Below are 19,136 nucleotides of genomic sequence, written 5' to 3' on the forward strand. Positions count from 1 at the left end.
CCGCAGACGCTCATCATGGGCGTCGTCAACGTCACGGCCGATTCGTTCTCCGACGGTGGCCGTTACCTCGACCCGGAGGCCGCTGTCGCGCGGGCACGGGAGCTCGTCGCCGACGGTGCCGCGATCGTGGACGTGGGCGGCGAGTCGACGCGCCCCGGCGCGCACCGCGTGCCCGCCGAGCTGGAGCGCGACCGGGTGGTGCCGGTGATCTCCGCGCTCGCCGCCGAGGGCATCGCGGTCTCCGTGGACACGATGCGCGCGTCCGTCGCCGCCGCAGCGCTCGAAGCGGGCGCCGCGATCGTCAACGACGTGTCCGGCGGGCGCGCCGACCCGGACATGACGCGCGTGGTCGCGGACTCCGCGGCGCCGTGGATCCTCATGCACTGGCGGCCGTCCCCGGGCGCTCCCGGGCCGATCTGGACCGGGATCCATCACGAGATCACCGAGTACGACGACGTGGTCACCGAGGTGCGCGACGAGCTGCTGCACCAGGCCGATGCGGCCGTCGCCGCGGGGATCGCGCCCGCGCGGATCGTGCTGGATCCGGGCCTGGGCTTCGCCAAGAACGCCGCCCACAACTGGGCGCTGCTGCGCGGGCTCCCGGCACTGCAGGACACGGGCTTCCGGATCCTCGTGGGCGCGTCCCGCAAGCGCTTCCTCGGCGAGCTGCTCGGCGGCCGCGAGCCCGCCGGCCGCGAGGTGGCCACCGCCGCGGTCTCCGCGCTCGCGGCGCAGGCCGGGGTGTGGGGCGTGCGGGTGCACGACGTGCGTTCGACGGCGGACGCGATCGCCGTCGCGCAGGCCTGGCGGAGGGGCGGAGCCCCGACCATGACGCAGAAGGGTGGCCTCTAGAGATGGCCGATCGGATCGAGCTGACCGGCCTGCGCGTGCGCGGCCACCACGGCGTCTTCGACCACGAGCGCCGCGACGGGCAGGAGTTCGTCGTCGACCTCGTGCTGTGGGTCGACTCGCGGCCCGCGGCCGCATCGGACGACCTGAACGACACCGTCGACTACGGCGCCCTCGCGCAGCGCGCCCACGACATCGTCGCGGGGGAGCCGCGCAACCTGATCGAGACCGTCGCGGCCGAGATCGCCGACGACATCGCCGCCGACGAGAAGGTCTACGCCGTCGAGGTGACGGTGCACAAACCCTCGGCGCCCATCCCGTTGTCGTTCGCGGACGTGGCCGTGATCGCGCGGCGGTCCCGCTCCGGCGCGCGGAGCGTGCCGCAGTGAGCCGGGCCGTGCTGTCGATCGGCGCCAACCTCGGCGACGCCGCCGGCACCGTGCGCGCCGCGATCGACGCCCTCGGCCCCGCGCTGGTGCGCGCATCGGCACTGTTCCGCACGCCCCCCTGGGGCGGGGTGGACCAGGACGACTTCGTCAATGCGACGGTGCTCGTCGACGATCCGGCGCGCGACGCCGACGGCTGGCTCGCGTTCGCGCGCGAGCAGGAGGCCGCGGCCGACCGGGTGCGCGAGGTCCGCTGGGGCCCCCGCACCCTCGACGTCGACGTCGTCGCCGTCTGGGAGTCCGACGACGCCGTGCTCTCCGGTGATCCCGAGCTCACGCTGCCGCACCCGCGCGCGCACCTGCGGGCGTTCGTGCTGGTGCCGTGGCTCGATGCCGACCCGGCCGCGGTGCTGCCGGGGCACGGCACCGTCGAGGCCCTGGTGCGATCCCTGCCCGCCGACGAGACCGCGGAGGTGACGCGGCTGTGAGCGCACCGTCGAATCCGCCCGGGCGGGGGACCGGGGAGCCGAACGGGCCCACCGTGCGGTCCACCGGCTGGATCGAGCTGGCCGTGATCGTGATCGGCGTCGGGATCGGCGTCTACCTGCTGGCGGAGGCCTTCGTGCCGGTGATCCCGCTGTGGGCCGGCGCGCTGCTGTACGGCGTCGCCGCGGCGGACCTGTACATCGCCCAGTTGGTCCGCTCGCGCCTCGCCGACGGCCGGATCGGCATGGGGTCGGGGCGGATCCACCCGATCGCGGTCGCGCGATCGGTGGCATTGGCGAAGGCGTCGGCCTACCTCGGTTCCGTGGCGCTCGGCTTCTTCGGTGGCGTGCTGGTGTACCTGTACGGCTCCGGCGCCGAGCTCGGCGCCACCCACGCGGACCGGCCCGGGGCGTGGATCGGCGCGGCCGGCGCGCTCCTGCTCCTCGCCGCGGCGCTGTGGCTGGAACGGTGTTGCCGCACCCCGGACGATCCCGATGACCAGCCCGCCGACACATCGCCAGCCTGAGAGGCTGACCCCGAAGTAAACGGTAAGGTCGCGATCATGACGCAACCACCGATCCCGAGTTCACGGAAGCGTGTCGCCCGTCGATCGGGAGGCGCCGGTCAGTGGATGCTCGGCGTCGTGATCGCGCTGGCGGTGGTCGGTACCGGGATGTGGGTGTTCTCGGACAATCCCCGCTGGGGTCTGGTGTCTTTGATCCTGCTCATCTGGGGACTCGTGATCGCGGCCTTCCTCATCGCGCGGTACGCGCGCGATCTGCGCGCCGCCGAGTCGAAGGAGAGCGGACTCAAGACCGTCTACGGCCTGCAGCTCGAGCGGGAGATCAGCGCCCGTCGCGAGTACGAGCTGCAGGTGGAGCGCGACATCCGCGCGGAGGTCTCCGGCGAGGCGAACGAGGAGCTGACCGCACTCAAGGCCGAGGTGCTCGCGCTGCGCGCGAACCTCGAGGAGCTGCTCGGGCGTGACCTCGGTCCGTCCTACAGTGAGCTGTACGCCGCCGCCGAGCAGCGTGCGCTCGCCGCCCAGCAGGCCAAATCCGTCTTCGAGGACGACGACCGGTTCCGCGCCCAGCAGGACTTCGCGGGCGTCCCGGAGCCCTCGCCCGAGGTCGACGACTACTACGGCGCGAGTTCGGCCGGTGGATCGCGCGGGTTCGACGAGGACGTCACCGACGTGCCGGCCGTCGACCGGTCGCAGGAGGAGTCGCCGACGACGGTGTTCCACGTGGTCGCCGAGGAGGCGGAGCCGGCCCCCGCGCCGGCCGAGCCCGAGGTGCCGCCGGTCGACGTCGAGCACGTCGAGCACGTCGACCCCACGACGGACGAGCCCTTCGTCCCGCTCGCCCCGCAGTCCGGCTACCGCTCGCCCCTCCCGCCGCGCCCGTACACCCCGGATGCCCCGCCGCAGCAGGCGCCCGCGCAGGCCGCACCGCCCTATTCGCCGTTCCAGGCCTACCCGCCGCAGGCGCCGCAGCAGCAGTGGGCGGCCCCGCAGGCGCCGCCGGCCCCGCAGCCGGCGCAGGCCGCGCAGCCCGTCCCGGAGCAGCAGACGCCCCAGCAGCAGGCGCCGCAGCAGCAGGACTCGCACGAGCACGTCGCGGGCCAGCACTCCTCCGGCAACACCGTCGCGGATCTGATCGCCCGGATGAACGCCGACACGGAGCGTTCCAGCGGCGGCCGTCGCCGCAGGCAGGACTGATGATCTAGCTCACATCGCGTTGCCCGCGCCTCGGCGCGGGCATAGCCTTCTGGTGACCGTCCGGTACCCGCGCCGCGGGACTGGAACGACCCCCTTGGAGGCGTACGCCCATGCCCGAGCTCCTGGCCGGGATACCCAATCCCCCCACCCCTGCGCGGCTGTCCGTCGGCGTCATCTCCGCCGGCCGCGTCGGTACCGCCCTCGGCTCCGCCCTCGAGCGGGCCGGGCACGTCGTCACCGCTGTCGCGGCACCGTCGGGCGCCTCCCGCGAGCGCGCCGCGCTGCGGCTGCCCGAAGCGACGGTGGGCGCACCGTCGGACATCGCGGAGAAGGCCGAGCTCCTCATCCTGGCCGTGCCGGACACGGAGCTCCCCGATCTCGTCGCCGAGCTGGCCCCGCGCATCAATCCGTCGGCGATCGTGCTGCACACCTCGGGCGCCCTCGGCGTGGGGGTCCTCGCGCCGCTGGCCCGGCTGGGCTGCACGACCATCGCCTTCCACCCCGCGATGACCTTCGTCGACGATCCCGAGGACACCGTCCGGCTGGCCGACTGCTGCATCGGCATCACCGCCGCGGACGAGATCGGGCACGCCGTCGGGCAGGCGCTCGCGCTCGAGCTCGGCGCCGAGCCGGTCCGCGTGCCCGAGGCCGCTCGCCCGCTCTACCACGCGGCGCTCGCCCACGGAGCGAACCACTTGGTCGCCCTGGTCGACGATGCCGTGCTCGCCCTGCGCGCAGCCCTCGCGGGCGGGGTGGGTCTGGACACCGTCGGCGGACCGTCCGGGGATCTCGCCGAGCGGGTGCTCGCGCCGCTCGCCCGCGCGGCCCTGGAGAACGCCCTGGCCCGCGGACCGTCCGCGCTCACCGGGCCCGCCGCCCGGGGGGACGCCGCGGCCGTCTCCCGGCACTTGGCCGCGATCGACACCGTCGACCCGGCCATCACCGACGCCTACTGTGCCCAATCCCGGCGCGCGGCAGCCCAATCCGGAATGTCAGCCATGATCGATCCCGCCCTCGAGAAGGAAATCCGATGAGCGCACCCACCCGTCCGTACACCCCCGGCCAGCTGACGGTGCACCACGACCCGGCGCAGTTGACGAAGGTCACCGGCGCCCTGAAGTCCACCGGCCGGCAGATCGCCTTCGTGCCCACCATGGGCGCGCTGCACGCGGGCCACTTGGAGCTGGTGCACGCCGCCAAGCTGAACGGCGCCGTCGTCGTGGTGTCGATCTTCGTCAACCCGCTGCAGTTCGGCGCGGGCGAGGATCTGGACGCGTACCCGCGCACCCTCGACGCCGATGTCGAGAAGCTGCGCGCCGCGGGCGTCGAGCTGGTGTTCGCGCCGTCGGCGGCCGATATGTATCCGAACGGCCCGCGCACCACGATCCACCCCGGTGCCGCCGGCGAGGGACTCGAGGCCGCCAGCCGCCCCACGCATTTCGCGGGCATGCTGACCGTGGTGAACAAGCTGCTCAACATCGTGCGGCCGCACACCGCGTACTTCGGCGAGAAGGACTACCAGCAGCTGGTTCTGGTGCGGCAGATGGTCACCGACCTCAACATGGACGTCAAGATCGTCGGCGTCCCGACGGTCCGCGAGGCCGACGGACTGGCGATGAGCTCCCGCAATGTCTACCTCTCCGAGGCCGAGCGAGAGGCGGCGACCGCGCTGTCGGCGGCTCTGCTGGCCGGCGCCTACGCCGCGCAGGGCGGCGAGGCCGCCATCCTCGCCGCCGCCAACGAGGTGCTCGCCTCGCGCCCCGAGATCGTGGTGCAGTACCTGGAGCTGCGTGCCCCCGACCTGGGCGTCGCGCCGGACAAGGGCGACGGCCGGTTGCTGGTGGCCGCCAAGCTCGGGAAGACCCGTCTGCTCGACAATGTCGGTATCGCCATCGGTACCGGGTTCCTGGAGGAGGCCGAATAATGCTGCGCACCATGATGACCAGCAAGATCCACCGCGCCACCGTGACCGAGGCGAACCTGCACTACGTGGGGTCGGTCACCGTCGATCAGGACCTGTTGGACGCCGCGAACCTGCTCGAGGGCGAGCAGGTCGCCATCGTCGACGTCACCAACGGCGCCCGGCTGGAGACCTACACCATCGCCGGTGAGCGGGGCAGCGGCGTCATCGGGATCAACGGCGCCGCCGCGCATCTGGTGAACCCGGGTGACATCGTCATCCTCATCGCCTACGGCCAGCTGAACGAGGCCGAGTTGGCGACCTACGCGCCCAGCGTCGTGTTCGTCGACGCCGACAACAGGCCGGTGGAGCTGACCGCCGATGCGGCGCACGTGCCGGACGGCTACGGCCTGGTGACGGGAAGGATCTGATGCTGCTGGCGATCGACGCCGGCAACACCTCGGTCACGGTCGGGCTGTTCGCGTCCGCTGCCGGCGAGGAACTGCTCGGCACGTGGCGGCTGCGCAGTGACGCGCGGATGACCTCGGACGAGTTGGCGTTGATCCTGAGCGGCTTCCTCACGGGCGGGGGCTTCGATCCCGCGGAGGTCACCGGCGTCAGCGTGCTGTCCACGGTGCCCGAGCTGCTGCGCTCCCTGCGCGCCGTGATGCCGCGCTACTACCCGGACGCGGAGCACGTGATCCTCGAGCCGGGCGTGAAGACCGGCGTGCCACTGCTCGTCGACAATCCTCGCGAGGTGGGCACCGACCGCGTCGCCAACGCCGCCGGAGCCTTCGAGCTGATCGGCGGGCCCGACGGTACGCCGTGCGTCGTCGTGGACTTCGGCACGTCGACGCGGGTGGACGTGGTGAGCGCGCGCGGCGAGTTCCTGGGTGGAGCGATCGCCGCGGGCGTGGGGAGCGCGCTGGACGCGCTCGCCGAGCGCACCGTCGCGCTGCGCCGGGTCGAGCTGGTGCCGCCGCGGTCCGTGGTCGGGAAGAACACCGTCGAGGCGCTCCAGTCCGGCATCATCTACGGCTTCGCCGGCATGGTCGACGCGCTCGTGGGCCGGGCCCTCGAGGTGGTGCCCGGGGCCCGCGTCGTGGCGACGGGCGGTTTCGACGAGGGCATCGCGTCCGAGTGCGCGACGGTGACCGATCACCGGGCGGACCTGACCCTGCAGGGTCTGCGGGCCGTCCACCTGCGCGAGCGCGCCAACCGGGCGCAGCGCGAGAAGCGCACACGGGATTCGCGTCACCGATGATTCGAACCCTTGCCGCTCGCCGGGCCGGGGTGCTAACTTCGCTGTCATGAGCCAGGTGCGCAGCTGCATGGAGTGTTGTCGGGTCCGTTAGGAACCCGGCCCCCTTCCGCTGCCCGGACGCCGCCGCACTCGCGAGCGCGCTCCGCCTCCTCCTGGAGATCTCGATGCACCCCGTGCGTTTCACCCCCGCCGCAGGCCAGATCGTCGTGGACGTCCGCGATCAATCCGAGCGGAACCGCGACGGCATCCTGCCCGGCGCCGTCGCCCTCGACGCGGCCGCCGTCGCCGCCCGCCTCGTCCCCGGCCTGCCCACGAGCCTCGCCGCCGCGGGCTCCGACGCCGAATGGCTCCTGGTCAGCGGCAACGGCGCCACCGCCGCCGCGATCGCCACGCGCCTGCGGGACCGGGGCGTCCGCGCCTCCTCGGTCGACGGTGGCTTCCGTGCGCTCGCCCTCGGCATCACGCCCGGAGCCGGGCGCGGTGGCGAGTCGGACGCGTACCGTCGGGCCCTGGCCCAGTTCGCAGCGCACGAGGCGTGAGCCGCGCGCGGCCCCGTCGGTAAGATGACGGTCCGTGACCGAACTGAACGCTCCCCTGGACGACTGGGTCTCCCGACTCGCCGATGAGGCCGTGGCCTTCGCCGAGCGGAACGAGACCCCGGTGAAGGTGGCGTCGGGCATCTCCCCGTCGGGGCCGATCCACCTCGGCAATCTGCGCGAGGTGATGGTGCCGCACCTGGTGGCCGATGAGCTGCGCCGCCGTGGCCGCGCCGTCGAGCACATCATCTCCTGGGACGATTTCGACCGTTTTCGGAAGGTGCCCAACGTTCCCGGTGTGGATTCCTCGTGGGAGGAGCACATCGGTAAACCTCTGACGCGTGTTCCGGCTCCGCACGGCTCCGACGCGGCGAACTGGGCGGAGCATTTCCGTCGTGAATTGCAGAGTGCGCTGGAAGATCTCGGGGTCGAGTACCGCGGAATCAGTCAAACGCAGATGTACACCTCTGGTGCATATATCGACCAGGTTCTGCACGCCATGGCGCAGCGCGGACGTATTGATTCCATCCTCGAGCGCTATCGGACTCTCGATCGCGGCGATTCCGCGGCTGCGCCGGAGAATGCGGAAGAAACGGACCCGGAAGCCGCATCGGGAGCTGCGGAGGACGCGGACGGATCGGGTGAATCCGGCTACTACCCGTACAAGCCCTACTGCTCGGTGTGCGGCACTGATTTCACCACGGTAACGGCGTACGACGACGAGACGACCGCGCTCACCTACGAGTGCCGGTGCGGCCACACCGAGACCGTGTTGCTGCGCGAACACACCGACGGAAAGCTGGTGTGGAAGGTCGACTGGCCCATGCGGTGGGCGTTCGAGAAGGTGACCTTCGAGCCCTCCGGTGTGGACCATCAATCACCGGGATCGTCGTTCGCGGTAGGCAAGGACGTGGCACCGATCTTCGGGTGGAAGCGGCCGCTGGGACCGATGTACGCGTTCGTCGGCATTCGCGGAATGGCGAAGATGTCCTCGTCCAAGGGCGGAGTGCCCACCGCCGCGATCGCTCTGCGCTACCTGGAGCCGCCGCTGCTGCGGTGGCTGTACGGCCGGAAGAAGCCGAACCAGTCCTTCGACGTCGCGCTCGACGGTGAGCTGCCCCGCACCTACGACGAGTGGGATGCCCTGGTGCGCAAGACGGCGGGGGAGAAGGCGCAGCCCGGCGACATCGCCGCGTACGCCCGCGCGGCCTCCGTGCTGGACCCGGCATCGGGAGCGGTGCGCGAGCTGCCGCTCACCCCGCGGCCGATGGCCTACAAGACGCTCGCGTCCGTCGTCGACATCACCACCGGCGACGACGAGCAGACCCTGCGCATCCTCGCCGCTCTCGAACCGGACGCCCCGCTGACGAGCCTCGATCCGCTGCGCCCGCGCCTGGACCGGGCGAGCACCTGGGTGATCGAGCAGATGCCGGAGCAGGAGCGCACCGTCGTCCGGACCGACCCCGACACGGAGCTGCTCGCGTCGCTGACCGACGAGCAGCGTGCGGGCCTGCGCCTGCTGCTCGACGGCTCGGGCACGCCGGCGCCGGCGGGTCTGGGCCGGCTCGAGGACGATTGGACGCTCGCCGGGATCACGCATCAGGTGTACGGCGTCGCCAAGGTGCAGCGCGGTCTCGGGGCGGATCAGATCGTCAAGGGCGATAAGGAACTCGCCGCGGCGCAGCGCGCATTCTTCGTGTTGCTCTATCGACTCCTCGTGACCAGCGACACCGGCCCTCGTCTGCCCACGTTGTTACTGGCCATCGGCGTTGATCGAGCGCGCTCGCTGCTGCATCCGTAGTGGCCGCAATTCGGCGAAGTCGGTAGCATTCGCGTGATTCGTCGGTTGTCGATGCTGTGCGATCCGAATCCGAATCGTTACCCGATCGCGACCCTATTCATAGGGTTTCAATAGTGAATCGTGTATTCCTATGTATAGACTCGCGTTGAACGAGTCAATGGACACGAATGCATCGAGAAGGGCCGTACTATGGCGCGCAAGGTCACCGTTACGCTGGTCGACGACGTGGACGATACGCAGACCGCTGACGAGACCGTGGAATTCGGCCTGGACGGCGTCACCTACGAGATCGATCTGTCATCGAAGAACGCCGCGAAGCTGCGCGGTTCCCTTGATGAATGGGTCGCGAACGCCCGCCGCGCGGGTGGCCGCAAGCGCGGTGCGCGGTCCATCTCCGCGCCCCGGGGGCGCACGCCGATCGACCGCTCGCAGAGCGCCGCGATCCGGGACTGGGCCCGCAAGTCCGGCCTCAAGGTCAATGACCGCGGCCGCATCAGCCAGGACGTCATCGACGCCTACAACGAGGCGAACTGATCCACGGATCTCTCCACCCCGGTGCGCGACGCGTACCGGGGTGGAGCGTGTCCGGGACCGTTTCGCTCACGGCGGAACGGGGATCAAAACCCGGCGACGGTGTGTTTGACCTGGTGTATCAGGACAGGAGAGGCGGCCCGGTGGGCCCGCGAGCACCGCGGGTGGGGCACTGCCGACACCACCGCTGACCGGTCCGAACTACAGTGAGAAGACGTTGATTGCAGACGGCTATCTGCGGGTCCGGCCACGTCCGGCCCCCGAAGTAACCGGGATGTGAGGAAAATGGCCATGTTCGAGAGGTTCACCGACCGCGCTCGTCGCGTCGTCGTCCTGGCGCAAGAAGAAGCCAGGATGCTCAATCACAACTACATCGGCACCGAGCACATCCTCCTGGGCCTGATCCACGAGGGCGAGGGCGTGGCCGCCAAGGCGCTCGAGTCTCTGGGCATCTCCCTCGAGGGTGTGCGCAGCCAGGTCGAGGAGATCATCGGACAGGGCCAGCAGGCCCCGTCGGGTCACATCCCCTTCACGCCGCGTGCCAAGAAGGTGCTCGAGCTGTCGCTGCGCGAGGCGCTGCAGCTCGGCCACAACTACATCGGCACCGAGCACATCCTGCTGGGCCTGATCCGCGAGGGTGAGGGCGTCGCCGCCCAGGTCCTGGTGAAGCTGGGCGCCGATCTCAACCGCGTGCGCCAGCAGGTCATCCAGCTGCTCTCCGGCTACCAGGGCAAGGAGGGCGGCGGCGGTGAGCCCGCCGGCGCCGGTGCCCGGACCTCGGGTGGTGAGGCGGGCACCCCGTCGACCTCCCTGGTCCTGGACCAGTTCGGCAGAAACCTGACCGCTGCCGCGGCGCAGGGCAAGCTGGACCCGGTCATCGGCCGGTCCAAGGAGATCGAGCGCATCATGCAGGTGCTCTCCCGGCGCACCAAGAACAACCCGGTGCTGATCGGCGAGCCCGGTGTCGGCAAGACCGCCGTGGTCGAGGGCCTGGCGCAGGCCATCGTCAACGGCAACGTGCCGGAGACGCTCAAGGACAAGCAGCTCTACACGCTGGACCTGGGCTCCCTGGTCGCCGGCAGCCGTTACCGCGGTGACTTCGAGGAGCGCCTGCGCAAGGTGCTCAAGGAGATCGACACCCGCGGCGACATCATCCTGTTCATCGACGAGCTGCACACCCTCGTGGGAGCCGGAGCTGCGGAAGGGGCCATCGACGCCGCGTCGATCCTCAAGCCGAAGCTGGCCCGCGGTGAGCTGCAGACCATCGGTGCCACCACGCTGGACGAGTACCGCAAGTACATCGAGAAGGACGCCGCCCTGGAGCGTCGCTTCCAGCCCGTCCAGGTGGGCGAGCCGAGCGTCGAGCACGCCATCGAGATCCTCAAGGGCCTGCGCGATCGGTACGAGGCGCACCACCGCATCTCCATCACGGACAGCGCGCTGGTCGCCGCCGCCACCCTGGCGGATCGGTACATCAACGACCGCTTCCTGCCGGACAAGGCGATCGACCTCATCGACGAGGCGGGCGCGCGCATGCGCATCCGCCGGATGACCGCGCCGCCGGACCTGCGCGCCTTCGACGACAAGATCGCCGACGCGCGTCGCGAGAAGGAATCGGCGATCGACGAGCAGGACTTCGAGAAGGCCGCGTCGCTGCGCGACAAGGAGAAGCAGCTCATCGGTGAGCGTGCCGAGCGTGAGAAGCAGTGGCGCGCAGGCGATCTCGATGTGGTTGCCGAGGTCGACGAGGAGCAGATCGCGGAGGTGCTGGGCAACTGGACCGGCATCCCCGTCTTCAAGCTCACGGAGGAGGAGACCACCCGTCTGCTCCGCATGGAGGACGAGCTGCACAAGCGGATCATCGGCCAGGAGGACGCCGTCAAGGCGGTCTCGAAGGCGATCCGCCGCACGCGCGCCGGCCTGAAGGACCCCAAGCGCCCCTCGGGCTCGTTCATCTTCGCCGGCCCGTCCGGTGTGGGTAAGACGGAGCTGTCGAAGGCGCTGGCGAACTTCCTGTTCGGCGAGGACGACGCGCTCATCCAGATCGACATGGGCGAGTTCCACGACCGCTTCACCGCCTCGCGCCTGTTCGGTGCCCCTCCCGGGTACGTGGGCTACGAGGAGGGCGGCCAGCTCACCGAGAAGGTGCGCCGCAAGCCCTTCTCCGTGGTGCTCTTCGACGAGATCGAGAAGGCGCACAGCGAGATCTACAACACGCTGCTGCAGGTGCTCGAGGACGGCCGCCTGACCGATGGTCAGGGTCGTACGGTCGACTTCAAGAACACCGTGCTGATCTTCACCTCGAACCTGGGTACCTCGGACATCTCGAAGGCCGTCGGCCTGGGCTTCACGCAGGGCGACTCCGACGGGTCGAACTACGAGCGCATGAAGCTCAAGGTCAACGACGAGCTCAAGAAGCACTTCCGGCCCGAGTTCCTCAACCGCATCGACGACATCGTCGTGTTCCACCAGCTGACGCAGGACCAGATCATCCAGATGGTCGACCTGATGCTCGGCCGCGTGGGCGTCGCGCTGAAGAACAAGGACATGGAGCTCGAGGTCACCGATCGCGCCAAGAGCCTGCTGGCCAAGCGCGGTTTCGACCCGGTGCTCGGCGCCCGGCCGCTGCGTCGCACCATCCAGCGGGAGATCGAGGACGCACTGTCCGAGAAGATCCTGTTCGGCGAGGTCGGCGCGGGCCAGATCGTCGAGGTCGATGTCGAGGGCTGGGACGGCGAGGGCAAGGGCGAGGACGCGAAGTTCACGTTCGCCGGCAGGCCCAAGCCCGCGACCGACGTCGAGAAGTCCGACGACGACGTGCCCGCCCTGGTGGCCGACGCATCGTCCGCGACGACCCCGGGCGAGAGCGCCTGACGCTCGACGGATCCGCTCGAAGAGCCGTCACCCCGCGGGGTGGCGGCTCTTCGCGTCGTCGGGCGAGCGGGGGTAACGATCACGACGATCGGATCTCGCCGGGGCGGCCGGGGCGGCGCACACTCGGCGGATGCGGCCCGACGGTGCGCCGGGCGGCGGTCGGGCGCGGACCGTCGGGGCCCTCGGGGGTAGGTTGGCAGGCATGACCGAGGCCGGATTCGACCAGCGCACGTTCCGACATGTGATGGGGCAGTTCTGTACCGGCGTCACGATCATCGCGACCTCCGACGTGGACGAGCGTCCCGTCGGCTTCGCCTGCCAGTCCTTCGCGGCGCTGTCGCTGGACCCGCCGCTCGTGCTGTTCTGCCCGATGAAGACCTCGCGCACGTGGAAGCACATCGAGACCTCCGGGCGGTTCGCCGTGTCGGTACTCGGGCAGGAGCAGGAGTCGGTCAGCGCGGCGTTCGGACGATCGGTGGACGACAAGTTCGAGGGCCTGCGGTGGACGCGCTCGCCGCTCGGCAACCCGACGATCGACGGCTCGCTGACGTGGATGGACTGCACGCTCGAGAACGTTCTGGACGGCGGTGACCATCACATCGCGATCGGGCGGGTCCAGCACCTCGGCGATGTGGACGACGCGAAGCCGCTGCTGTTCTACCGCGGCGCCTACCTGTCCACGAACCATCCGCAGCAGCACCCGGCCGCGAGCCTCGACTCGTTCCTCACCTGGGACGCGGGCGCCTGGCTCTGACGACGCCTGCCCAATGGCGCGAAGCGCCGGTCAGCTGCATCTCGCTCACGCCGGGTGTCGTCCCCCGCGCGGCGTTCGGCCACCCCTACTGGCCGTACGTGTACCGCAGATCGGCGAAGACCAGCGTGCTCACCCGCCGTGCGACGTGGCGCATGTACTCCGGTCCGGGAAGGGGCTCGTCGGCGTAGAGGACCCACTGCACGTCTGATCCGGCGCCGCCGGGCGATCTCGTACGAGCCGCCTATTGCGCGGCCTTGCCCTGCACGTCGAGAACGACCTCGAACTCGAGGAGATCGGCGCCGGTCGCGACGGGCTTGCGGCCTTCGCCGCCACCGGGGCTGCGCTCGCCGGCGTGCGCCTCGCGGGCCGGACCGTCGCGCCAGGCCGCGAACGCCTCTTCGGACTCCCACTGGGTGACGACGAAGTAGCGGTCGTCACCCTTGACGGGGCGCAGCAACTGGAAGCCGAGGAACCCGGGCGAGTTCTCGACCGCGTGTGCGCGATGCGCGAACCGCTTCTCGAGCTCGGGGCCCGCGCCCTCGGGGATATGGATGGCGTTGATCTTCACTACCGACATGACCCGACGATACCGGTGCCCCAACGGGTAGGTTGGGCCGCGTGGACGGGTGTGTGGGACTGCGGGATTGGGGCGGCCGTGAGGAGGGCGGGCCGATCGTGCTGCTGCACGGGCTCATGGGCCGCGGCCGGACATGGCGCCGCCAGATCCCGTGGCTGCGTCGCTACGGCCGGGTGTTCACCTTCGACGCCGAATTCCATCGCGGCCCGGGCTTTCCCACACCGGTACCGGATGCGGACATCAGCACCGAGCGGTTCGTGACCGACGTCGCCGAGATCCTCGTCCACCTGGACCAGGGGCCCGCGACGCTCGTCGGCCACTCGATGGGAGGCCTCCACGCCTGGTGTACCGCCGCGGAGTATCCGGAACTGGTCCGGGCGATCGTGGTGGAGGACATGTCGCCGGAGTTCACCGGCCAGTCCACCGACGTCTGGGCGCCGTGGTTCGCGAGCTGGCCGGCGCGGTTCGTGTCGCAGGCCGCGTGCGAGGAGCTGTTCGGGCCGATCGCCGGGCGCTACTTCTACGAGGCCTTCGACGACGGTGCCCTGCACGGCGACCTCGGCACCTTCCGTCGCATCGCCGATCATTGGGGACCGCGCGATCACTGGGCGCAGTGGCGTGCCGTGCAGGTCCCCACGCTGCTCCTCGAGGCCGAGTTCACCGTCGTTCCGCCGGGTATCGGCACGCGCATGGTCGGCGAGTACGCCGGTCCCGACCTGCGGTATCTCAAGGTCGACGGTGCCGGCCACCTCGTCCACGACGATGCGCCGATCGTGTACCGGGGTGCCGTCGAGGCCTTTCTCTCCGGTCTGGACGACCGCCCGGACGTGGGATAGCCGTGCCCGAGGGCGACACCGTCCACAACCTGGCCGCGCGCCTGCGACCGGTCCTGGTGGGCCGCGGCCTCACCGGCTGCGACATCCGGGTGCCGCGGTTCGCCACCGTCGACCTGACGGGCCGGACCGTCGACGCCGTGACCGCCCGCGGCAAGCACCTCCTGTTCGCCATCGGCGGTGCCGTGATCCACAGCCACCTCATGATGGAGGGCGACTGGCACGTGTATCGGCCCGGCGAGCGGTGGCGCCGCCGCGCACACACGGCGCGGGCGGTCCTGGCGGTCGCCGGCGCACAGGTCGTCGGGTTCTCGCTCGGGATCCTCGAGGTCCTCACGCCCGCCGAGGCCGACGGTGCCCTCGCCCACCTAGGGCCCGACCCGCTCGGCCCGGATTGGGACCCGGCCGTCGCCGCGTCGAACCTCGCGGCGGAACCGGGGCGCCCCGTCGGGCTGGCGCTGCTGGACCAGCGGAATCTGGCCGGCGTCGGCAATGTTTACCGCAACGAGCTGTGCTTCCTGCGGGGCACGCACCCGGCGACACCGGTGGGGGAGTGCGGCGACACGAGGGCGTGGGCCGACGGGGCCGCCCGACTGTTGCGGGCCGATCTGGGCCGGTCACGGCGGGTGACCTCGGGTATCGATCGGAACGGGATGCGCGCATTCGTCTACGACCGGGCGCGGCGGCCGTGCCTGCGGTGCGGGACCGTGATCCGTGCTGGAATCCTCGGTGGCACGGGGGACCCCGAGCGGTCGATCTGGTGGTGTCCGCGGTGCCAGCCGTGACCGGCAGGAGATTCACAGGATAAATAGCTCTGAAACAGAGATATAGTTGTCGGTATGAATGATGACGACGACGCCGAACGGCTCCTCGCGGCGGTCCGCGCCGTGCGCCGCGGCACGCGAGCGGTCGGCGGAGGGCCGCTGCGACAGGGCCTCACCGGCGCCCAAACGGAACTCCTGCGGCTGCTGCGCCGCGAGCCCGGGATCAGCGTGGGGGAAGCGGCGCGACGCCTCGCGCTCGCCGGCAACACCGTGTCCACGCTGGTCCGGCAGCTCGTCGAGAACGGGCACGTGGTCCGCGAGCCCGACCCCGACGATGCCCGTACCGCGCGGCTGCGGCTGACCGCGGCGACCGACGACGCGCTGCGCGAGTGGCGTGATCGCCGGCACGCGGCGGTCGCCGGTGCGCTCGCCGCGATGGACCCGGCCCTGCGGGCGCAGGTCGACGGCACCGTCGACCTGCTGGAGGCGGTTGCCGCTGCGCTGGAGGGGGACGCGTGAACGCCGTCGAGCTGCGGGAGGTCACCAAGCGGTTCGGTGACCACGTCGCCGTCGACGGGCTCAGCCTGCAGGTCCCGCGCGGCGAGTGCTTCGGACTGCTCGGCCCCAACGGCGCGGGCAAGACCACCACACTGCGGATGCTCACCACGCTCATCGCCCCCGACGAGGGCGTCGTCGAGATCTTCGGGCTCGACGTGCGCAAGCACGCGATGACGGTGCGCCGCGCGCTCGGCTATGTGCCGCAGCAACTGTCGGTCGAGGGCGCGCTGACCGCGCGCGAGAACGTGGACTGGTTCGCCCGTCTCTACGACGTGCCGCGGCGTGAGCGCCGGGACCGGGTCGACGAGGCGCTGGCCCTGGTCGATCTGGAGGACTCCGCCGACCGGCTCGCGTCGAGCTTCTCGGGCGGCATGGTCCGGCGACTCGAGCTGGCGCAGGCGCTGGTCAACCGTCCGGCGCTGCTCATCCTCGACGAGCCGACCGTCGGCCTGGACCCCGTCGCGCGCGATTCCGTGTGGGAGCGGGTGGTGCGGATGCAGGAGCAGTACGGGATGACGGTGCTCCTCACCACGCACTGCATGGAGGAGGCGGACGCGCTGTGCGACTCCGTCGCCCTCATGCACCACGGAGAGCTCGCCGCGACCGGCACGCCTGCGGAACTGCGGGCGGCCCAGGGGGACGGCGCATCGCTCGAGGACGTGTTCCGCGCCGTGACCGGCGCACAGTTGGAGGACGAAACGAAGGGAGGGCTGCGCAATGTCGCCAACATCCGTCGTACCGCTCGACGTCTGGGCTGAGCCGCGCCGTTCGCGCCCGATCACCCTGCTCTCGCGGGTGGGCACGCTGTGCCTGGTCGAGCTGGAGAAGTTGCGCCACGACCGGTCCGAACTGCTGACCCGGTCGATCCAGCCGGTGCTGTGGCTGCTGATCTTCGGCACCACGTTCAGCCGGATCCGCGCGATCCCGTCGGGTGGCGTGCCGTACCTCGACTTCCTCGCGCCGGGGATCATCGCGCAGTCGGCGCTGTTCGTCGCGATCTTCTACGGCATTCAGATCATCTGGGAGCGTGACGCCGGCGTGCTGGCGAAGCTGCTGGTCACGCCGACGCCGCGCGCCGCGCTGGTCACCGGCAAGGCCTTCGCCGCGGGCGTGCGGGCCTCGGTGCAGGCGGTCGTGGTGACGGTGGTCGCCGTGCTGATGGGGGTCTCGATCATTCCGAACCCGCTCCGCTGGGTGGGCGTGATCGTGGTGGTCGTGCTGGCCGCGGCCTTCTTCGCGTGCCTGTCGGTGATCATCGCGGGGCTCGTGCTCAAGCGGGACCGGCTGATGGGCATCGGCCAGGCGATCACGATGCCGCTGTTCTTCGGGTCGAACGCGCTGTACCCCGTGGACGTGATGCCCGGCTGGGTGCGCGCCATCGCCGTGGTCAATCCGCTGAGCTACGAGGTGTCGGCGCTGCGCGGGCTGTTGCTGGGGACGCCGACGAACCTCTGGCTCGACCTCGGTGTGCTCGTCGGGGCCGCGGGGGCCGCGATCGCCGTGGCGTCCGCGCTGCTCGGGAGGCTGGCGCGGTGACCCGCCGTGGACGCACTCACCGCTGATTCGACAAACTCGCCGGTCGGGCGCAGCGCCGCGCCGTAGGCGCAGGTCAGTCGCGCTGCGGGAGCTCGCAGCCGTCGGGGCCGCAGGCGGCCTCGTCGCCGCCGATGACGGTGAGCGGTTCGGGACGGTCGCCCCACGCCTTATCGAGGGCGTCGGTGAACACGGCCGGCGGCTGGGCGCCCGAGACGGCGTACTTGCCGTCGAAGACGAAGAACGGGACACCACCGATGCCGATGCGATTCGCGGTCTCCTCGTCGGCGCGGACGGCGTCCGCGTAGGCGGGCGGATCGTCGAGCACCGCGCGGGCGGCGGCACCGTCGAGCCCGGCGGACTCGGCGATCGCGACGAGCCGGTCGTGGCTGCCGAAGGCGGGCTCGGCCTCGGCGAAGTTCGCCGCGTAGAGGCCGTTCAGGAGCGCCTCCTGGCGACCGAGCTCGAGGGCCCAGTGCAGCAGGCGGTGCATGTCGAAGCTGTTGCCGGCATCCCGGCTCGAGGTCTGGTAGACCAGGCCCAACTCCTCCGCCTGCGCGCCGAGTCCGCGCTCGTTGGCCGCGGCCTGCGCCTCGGAAATGCCGTACTTCGCGGCCAGCATCGGGACGACGGGCGCCGAGGAGCCCGGCGCCGCGGTGGGATCCAGCTCGAAGGAGCGGTGCACGATCTCGACGTCGGAGGCGTGCGGGAAGCTCTCCAGAGCCTGCTCGAAGCGGGCCTTCCCGATGTAGCAGAAGGGGCAGTTGATGTCGGTCCAGATGTCTACGCGCATGGCAGCTGCAACATGCACCGCGACTGCGCTATTCCATGGCACCACCCTCGTCGCGGTGCGCGATCAGGCCGGTCGCTCCTGGTAGACGGGCTCGAAGGCGGGCCGCACGCCGTCGACCGCCTAGCGCAGGCGGCGACGGTTCAGACCGCGTAGGTGACGCCCGTGAGCTTCTCCGACACGGCCCACAGCTCGGCCCACTTCGCCTTGTCCTTGGACACGGCGGTGGTGGAGCACTTGCCCACCTTGCCGCGCGACTGGAACAGCTCCGTCGGACCCCACCACGGGTGCGGGTCGAGATCGCGGTCCGTGGCCGCGAGGATCAGCGACTGCGCTGCTCGCTCCGGCGGGTTGTTGAGCAGTGCCACGGCCGGCTTCAGCACCAGGTCCAGCGGCGTATCGGTACGCGCGAACAGGCCGGTGGGCGACACCCCGGGATGCACGTAGTACGCCCGCTTGTCCGAACCGGCGACCTCGAACCGGCGCTGCAGCTCGCGCGCGAACATCATGTTGGCGAGCTTGCTCTGCCCGTACGCCTCCGTGCGCAGGTACTTGCGGTGCTCGTAGTTGGGGTCGTCCATCCGCCAGCGGTAGTTCTGCCGGTGCGCCACCGACGACACGGCGACCACGCGGTCCCGCATCCGGTCGAGGAGCAGTCCGGTCAGGGCGAAGTGGCCGAGGTGGTTGACGCCGAACTGCATCTCGAAGCCCTGCTTCGTCCGACGCAGCGGGATGTTCATCAGGCCGGCGTTGTTGACGAGCACGTCGAACTCGCCGGTGCGGTCCGCGAACGCGCGAACGGAGTCCAGGTCGGCCAGGTCGAGCGCCTCGACGACGACGTCGCCGTCGATCCGGTCGGCGATCGTGCGGGCGCCCTCGACGTCGCGGCAGGCCATCACGACGCGGCCGTCCGTCGCGAGGTGGCGGGTCACGACCTCGCCGAGCCCGCCGTTGGCCCCGGTGACGATGTAGGTGGTCAT

The 19,136-nt window shown here is 70.8% G+C and carries 22 protein-coding genes; 19 read left to right on the forward strand and 3 right to left on the reverse strand.

Annotation, left to right across the window (positions count from 1 at the left end; all coding sequences use genetic code 11):
- Positions 1 to 15 precede the first annotated feature (15 nt).
- The 14 genes from folP (at position 16) to hsaB (ending at position 13,101) form a co-directional block, all read left to right on the forward strand.
- Positions 16 to 852, forward strand: coding sequence for a dihydropteroate synthase (folP, locus tag HF999_RS01870; RefSeq protein WP_168544417.1), 837 nt, complete (start codon positions 16 to 18; stop codon positions 850 to 852).
- A gap of 2 nt (positions 853 to 854) precedes the next feature.
- Positions 855 to 1,238, forward strand: coding sequence for a dihydroneopterin aldolase (gene folB, locus HF999_RS01875; protein ID WP_168544246.1), 384 nt, complete (start codon positions 855 to 857; stop codon positions 1,236 to 1,238).
- Positions 1,235 to 1,723, forward strand: coding sequence for a 2-amino-4-hydroxy-6-hydroxymethyldihydropteridine diphosphokinase (folK, locus tag HF999_RS01880; protein WP_168544247.1), 489 nt, complete (start codon positions 1,235 to 1,237; stop codon positions 1,721 to 1,723). The genes folB and folK overlap by 4 nt, the downstream gene beginning before the upstream one ends.
- On the forward strand, positions 1,720 to 2,247 hold the full coding sequence (locus HF999_RS01885; RefSeq protein ID WP_168544248.1) for a DUF3180 domain-containing protein: 528 nt from the start codon (positions 1,720 to 1,722) through the stop codon (positions 2,245 to 2,247). Before folK ends, HF999_RS01885 begins: the two co-directional genes overlap by 4 nt.
- A gap of 36 nt (positions 2,248 to 2,283) precedes the next feature.
- Entirely contained in the window at positions 2,284 to 3,441 is a 1,158-nt protein-coding gene (locus HF999_RS01890) for a DUF6779 domain-containing protein (protein WP_168544249.1), read from the forward strand.
- 110 nt (positions 3,442 to 3,551) lie between these two features.
- On the forward strand, positions 3,552 to 4,475 hold the full coding sequence (locus tag HF999_RS01895) for a Rossmann-like and DUF2520 domain-containing protein (protein WP_168544250.1): 924 nt from the start codon (positions 3,552 to 3,554) through the stop codon (positions 4,473 to 4,475).
- The gene (gene panC, locus HF999_RS01900) at positions 4,472 to 5,365 is read left to right on the forward strand and encodes a pantoate--beta-alanine ligase (RefSeq protein ID WP_168544251.1); all 894 of its coding nucleotides are present in this window, start codon (positions 4,472 to 4,474) and stop codon (positions 5,363 to 5,365) included. Before HF999_RS01895 ends, panC begins: the two co-directional genes overlap by 4 nt.
- On the forward strand, positions 5,365 to 5,772 hold the full coding sequence (gene panD / locus HF999_RS01905) for an aspartate 1-decarboxylase (RefSeq protein ID WP_168544252.1): 408 nt from the start codon (positions 5,365 to 5,367) through the stop codon (positions 5,770 to 5,772). Before panC ends, panD begins: the two co-directional genes overlap by 1 nt.
- Complete coding sequence (locus HF999_RS01910) at positions 5,772 to 6,605, forward strand: type III pantothenate kinase (protein ID WP_168544253.1); 834 nt, start codon at positions 5,772 to 5,774, stop codon at positions 6,603 to 6,605. The genes panD and HF999_RS01910 overlap by 1 nt, the downstream gene beginning before the upstream one ends.
- A gap of 164 nt (positions 6,606 to 6,769) precedes the next feature.
- The gene (locus tag HF999_RS01915; RefSeq protein ID WP_168544254.1) at positions 6,770 to 7,144 is read left to right on the forward strand and encodes a rhodanese-like domain-containing protein; all 375 of its coding nucleotides are present in this window, start codon (positions 6,770 to 6,772) and stop codon (positions 7,142 to 7,144) included.
- A 34-nt stretch (positions 7,145 to 7,178) separates the two neighbouring features.
- Positions 7,179 to 8,942, forward strand: a complete 1,764-nt coding sequence (locus HF999_RS01920; protein WP_312853983.1) for a lysine--tRNA ligase — start codon at positions 7,179 to 7,181, stop codon at positions 8,940 to 8,942.
- Between the two features lie 189 nt (positions 8,943 to 9,131).
- Positions 9,132 to 9,476, forward strand: a complete 345-nt coding sequence (locus tag HF999_RS01925) for a histone-like nucleoid-structuring protein Lsr2 (RefSeq protein WP_168544255.1) — start codon at positions 9,132 to 9,134, stop codon at positions 9,474 to 9,476.
- Between the two features lie 288 nt (positions 9,477 to 9,764).
- Positions 9,765 to 12,347: an ATP-dependent Clp protease ATP-binding subunit gene (locus tag HF999_RS01930; protein WP_168544256.1), complete on the forward strand. Its 2,583-nt coding sequence runs from the start codon at positions 9,765 to 9,767 to the stop codon at positions 12,345 to 12,347.
- 202 nt (positions 12,348 to 12,549) lie between these two features.
- Positions 12,550 to 13,101, forward strand: a complete 552-nt coding sequence (hsaB, locus tag HF999_RS01935; RefSeq protein ID WP_168544257.1) for a 3-hydroxy-9,10-secoandrosta-1,3,5(10)-triene-9,17-dione monooxygenase reductase subunit — start codon at positions 12,550 to 12,552, stop codon at positions 13,099 to 13,101.
- 241 nt (positions 13,102 to 13,342) lie between these two features.
- Here hsaB and HF999_RS01940 read toward each other — a convergent pair whose 3' ends face one another.
- A complete protein-coding gene (locus tag HF999_RS01940; protein ID WP_168544258.1) occupies positions 13,343 to 13,678 on the reverse strand; it encodes an antibiotic biosynthesis monooxygenase family protein in 336 nt (111 codons plus the stop codon).
- A gap of 53 nt (positions 13,679 to 13,731) precedes the next feature.
- On the opposite strand from HF999_RS01940, the gene HF999_RS01945 reads away from it, so the two are divergent.
- From HF999_RS01945 to HF999_RS01965, 5 genes are read left to right on the forward strand one after another with little or no spacing between them, the layout of a single operon-like run.
- Positions 13,732 to 14,514 (forward strand): alpha/beta fold hydrolase, encoded by a 783-nt coding sequence (locus tag HF999_RS01945; RefSeq protein ID WP_312853984.1) that lies wholly within the window; start codon positions 13,732 to 13,734, stop codon positions 14,512 to 14,514.
- Positions 14,515 to 14,516: 2 nt separating this feature from the next.
- Positions 14,517 to 15,296 (forward strand): Fpg/Nei family DNA glycosylase, encoded by a 780-nt coding sequence (locus HF999_RS01950; protein ID WP_168544260.1) that lies wholly within the window; start codon positions 14,517 to 14,519, stop codon positions 15,294 to 15,296.
- A 54-nt stretch (positions 15,297 to 15,350) separates the two neighbouring features.
- Positions 15,351 to 15,794 (forward strand): MarR family winged helix-turn-helix transcriptional regulator, encoded by a 444-nt coding sequence (locus HF999_RS01955; RefSeq protein ID WP_168544261.1) that lies wholly within the window; start codon positions 15,351 to 15,353, stop codon positions 15,792 to 15,794.
- On the forward strand, positions 15,791 to 16,591 hold the full coding sequence (locus HF999_RS01960; protein ID WP_168544262.1) for an ABC transporter ATP-binding protein: 801 nt from the start codon (positions 15,791 to 15,793) through the stop codon (positions 16,589 to 16,591). The genes HF999_RS01955 and HF999_RS01960 overlap by 4 nt, the downstream gene beginning before the upstream one ends.
- A complete protein-coding gene (locus tag HF999_RS01965) occupies positions 16,551 to 17,369 on the forward strand; it encodes an ABC transporter permease (protein ID WP_168544263.1) in 819 nt (272 codons plus the stop codon). Before HF999_RS01960 ends, HF999_RS01965 begins: the two co-directional genes overlap by 41 nt.
- 73 nt (positions 17,370 to 17,442) lie before the next feature.
- Here the strand turns inward: HF999_RS01965 and HF999_RS01970 are convergent, their stop codons facing one another.
- Together HF999_RS01970 and HF999_RS01975 are read right to left on the reverse strand one after the other, a co-directional pair.
- A complete protein-coding gene (locus HF999_RS01970) occupies positions 17,443 to 18,159 on the reverse strand; it encodes a DsbA family oxidoreductase (protein WP_168544264.1) in 717 nt (238 codons plus the stop codon).
- 140 nt (positions 18,160 to 18,299) lie between these two features.
- Positions 18,300 to 19,136, reverse strand: coding sequence for an SDR family NAD(P)-dependent oxidoreductase (locus HF999_RS01975; protein ID WP_168544265.1), 837 nt, complete (start codon positions 19,134 to 19,136; stop codon positions 18,300 to 18,302).

This window comes from Tsukamurella spumae (genome assembly GCF_012396015.1).
In the GTDB taxonomy this organism is placed as follows: domain Bacteria; phylum Actinomycetota; class Actinomycetes; order Mycobacteriales; family Mycobacteriaceae; genus Tsukamurella; species Tsukamurella spumae.

What these genes read in the sequence shown, in the direction of transcription:
- folP (WP_168544417.1), top strand. Translation starts at nt 16, where the DNA reads ATGGGCGTCGTCAACGTCACGGCCGATTCGTTCTCCGACGGTGGCCGT.
- folB (WP_168544246.1), top strand. Translation starts at nt 855, where the DNA reads ATGGCCGATCGGATCGAGCTGACCGGCCTGCGCGTGCGCGGCCACCAC.
- HF999_RS01890 (WP_168544249.1), top strand. Translation starts at nt 2,284, where the DNA reads ATGACGCAACCACCGATCCCGAGTTCACGGAAGCGTGTCGCCCGTCGA.
- HF999_RS01895 (WP_168544250.1), top strand. Translation starts at nt 3,552, where the DNA reads ATGCCCGAGCTCCTGGCCGGGATACCCAATCCCCCCACCCCTGCGCGG.
- panC (WP_168544251.1), top strand. Translation starts at nt 4,472, where the DNA reads ATGAGCGCACCCACCCGTCCGTACACCCCCGGCCAGCTGACGGTGCAC.
- panD (WP_168544252.1), top strand. Translation starts at nt 5,365, where the DNA reads ATGCTGCGCACCATGATGACCAGCAAGATCCACCGCGCCACCGTGACC.
- HF999_RS01910 (WP_168544253.1), top strand. Translation starts at nt 5,772, where the DNA reads ATGCTGCTGGCGATCGACGCCGGCAACACCTCGGTCACGGTCGGGCTG.
- HF999_RS01915 (WP_168544254.1), top strand. Translation starts at nt 6,770, where the DNA reads ATGCACCCCGTGCGTTTCACCCCCGCCGCAGGCCAGATCGTCGTGGAC.
- HF999_RS01925 (WP_168544255.1), top strand. Translation starts at nt 9,132, where the DNA reads ATGGCGCGCAAGGTCACCGTTACGCTGGTCGACGACGTGGACGATACG.
- HF999_RS01930 (WP_168544256.1), top strand. Translation starts at nt 9,765, where the DNA reads ATGTTCGAGAGGTTCACCGACCGCGCTCGTCGCGTCGTCGTCCTGGCG.
- hsaB (WP_168544257.1), top strand. Translation starts at nt 12,550, where the DNA reads ATGACCGAGGCCGGATTCGACCAGCGCACGTTCCGACATGTGATGGGG.
- HF999_RS01940 (WP_168544258.1), bottom strand. Translation starts at nt 13,678, where the DNA reads ATGTCGGTAGTGAAGATCAACGCCATCCATATCCCCGAGGGCGCGGGC.
- HF999_RS01955 (WP_168544261.1), top strand. Translation starts at nt 15,351, where the DNA reads ATGAATGATGACGACGACGCCGAACGGCTCCTCGCGGCGGTCCGCGCC.
- HF999_RS01965 (WP_168544263.1), top strand. Translation starts at nt 16,551, where the DNA reads ATGTCGCCAACATCCGTCGTACCGCTCGACGTCTGGGCTGAGCCGCGC.
- HF999_RS01970 (WP_168544264.1), bottom strand. Translation starts at nt 18,159, where the DNA reads ATGCGCGTAGACATCTGGACCGACATCAACTGCCCCTTCTGCTACATC.
- HF999_RS01975 (WP_168544265.1), bottom strand. Translation starts at nt 19,136, where the DNA reads ATGACCACCTACATCGTCACCGGGGCCAACGGCGGGCTCGGCGAGGTC.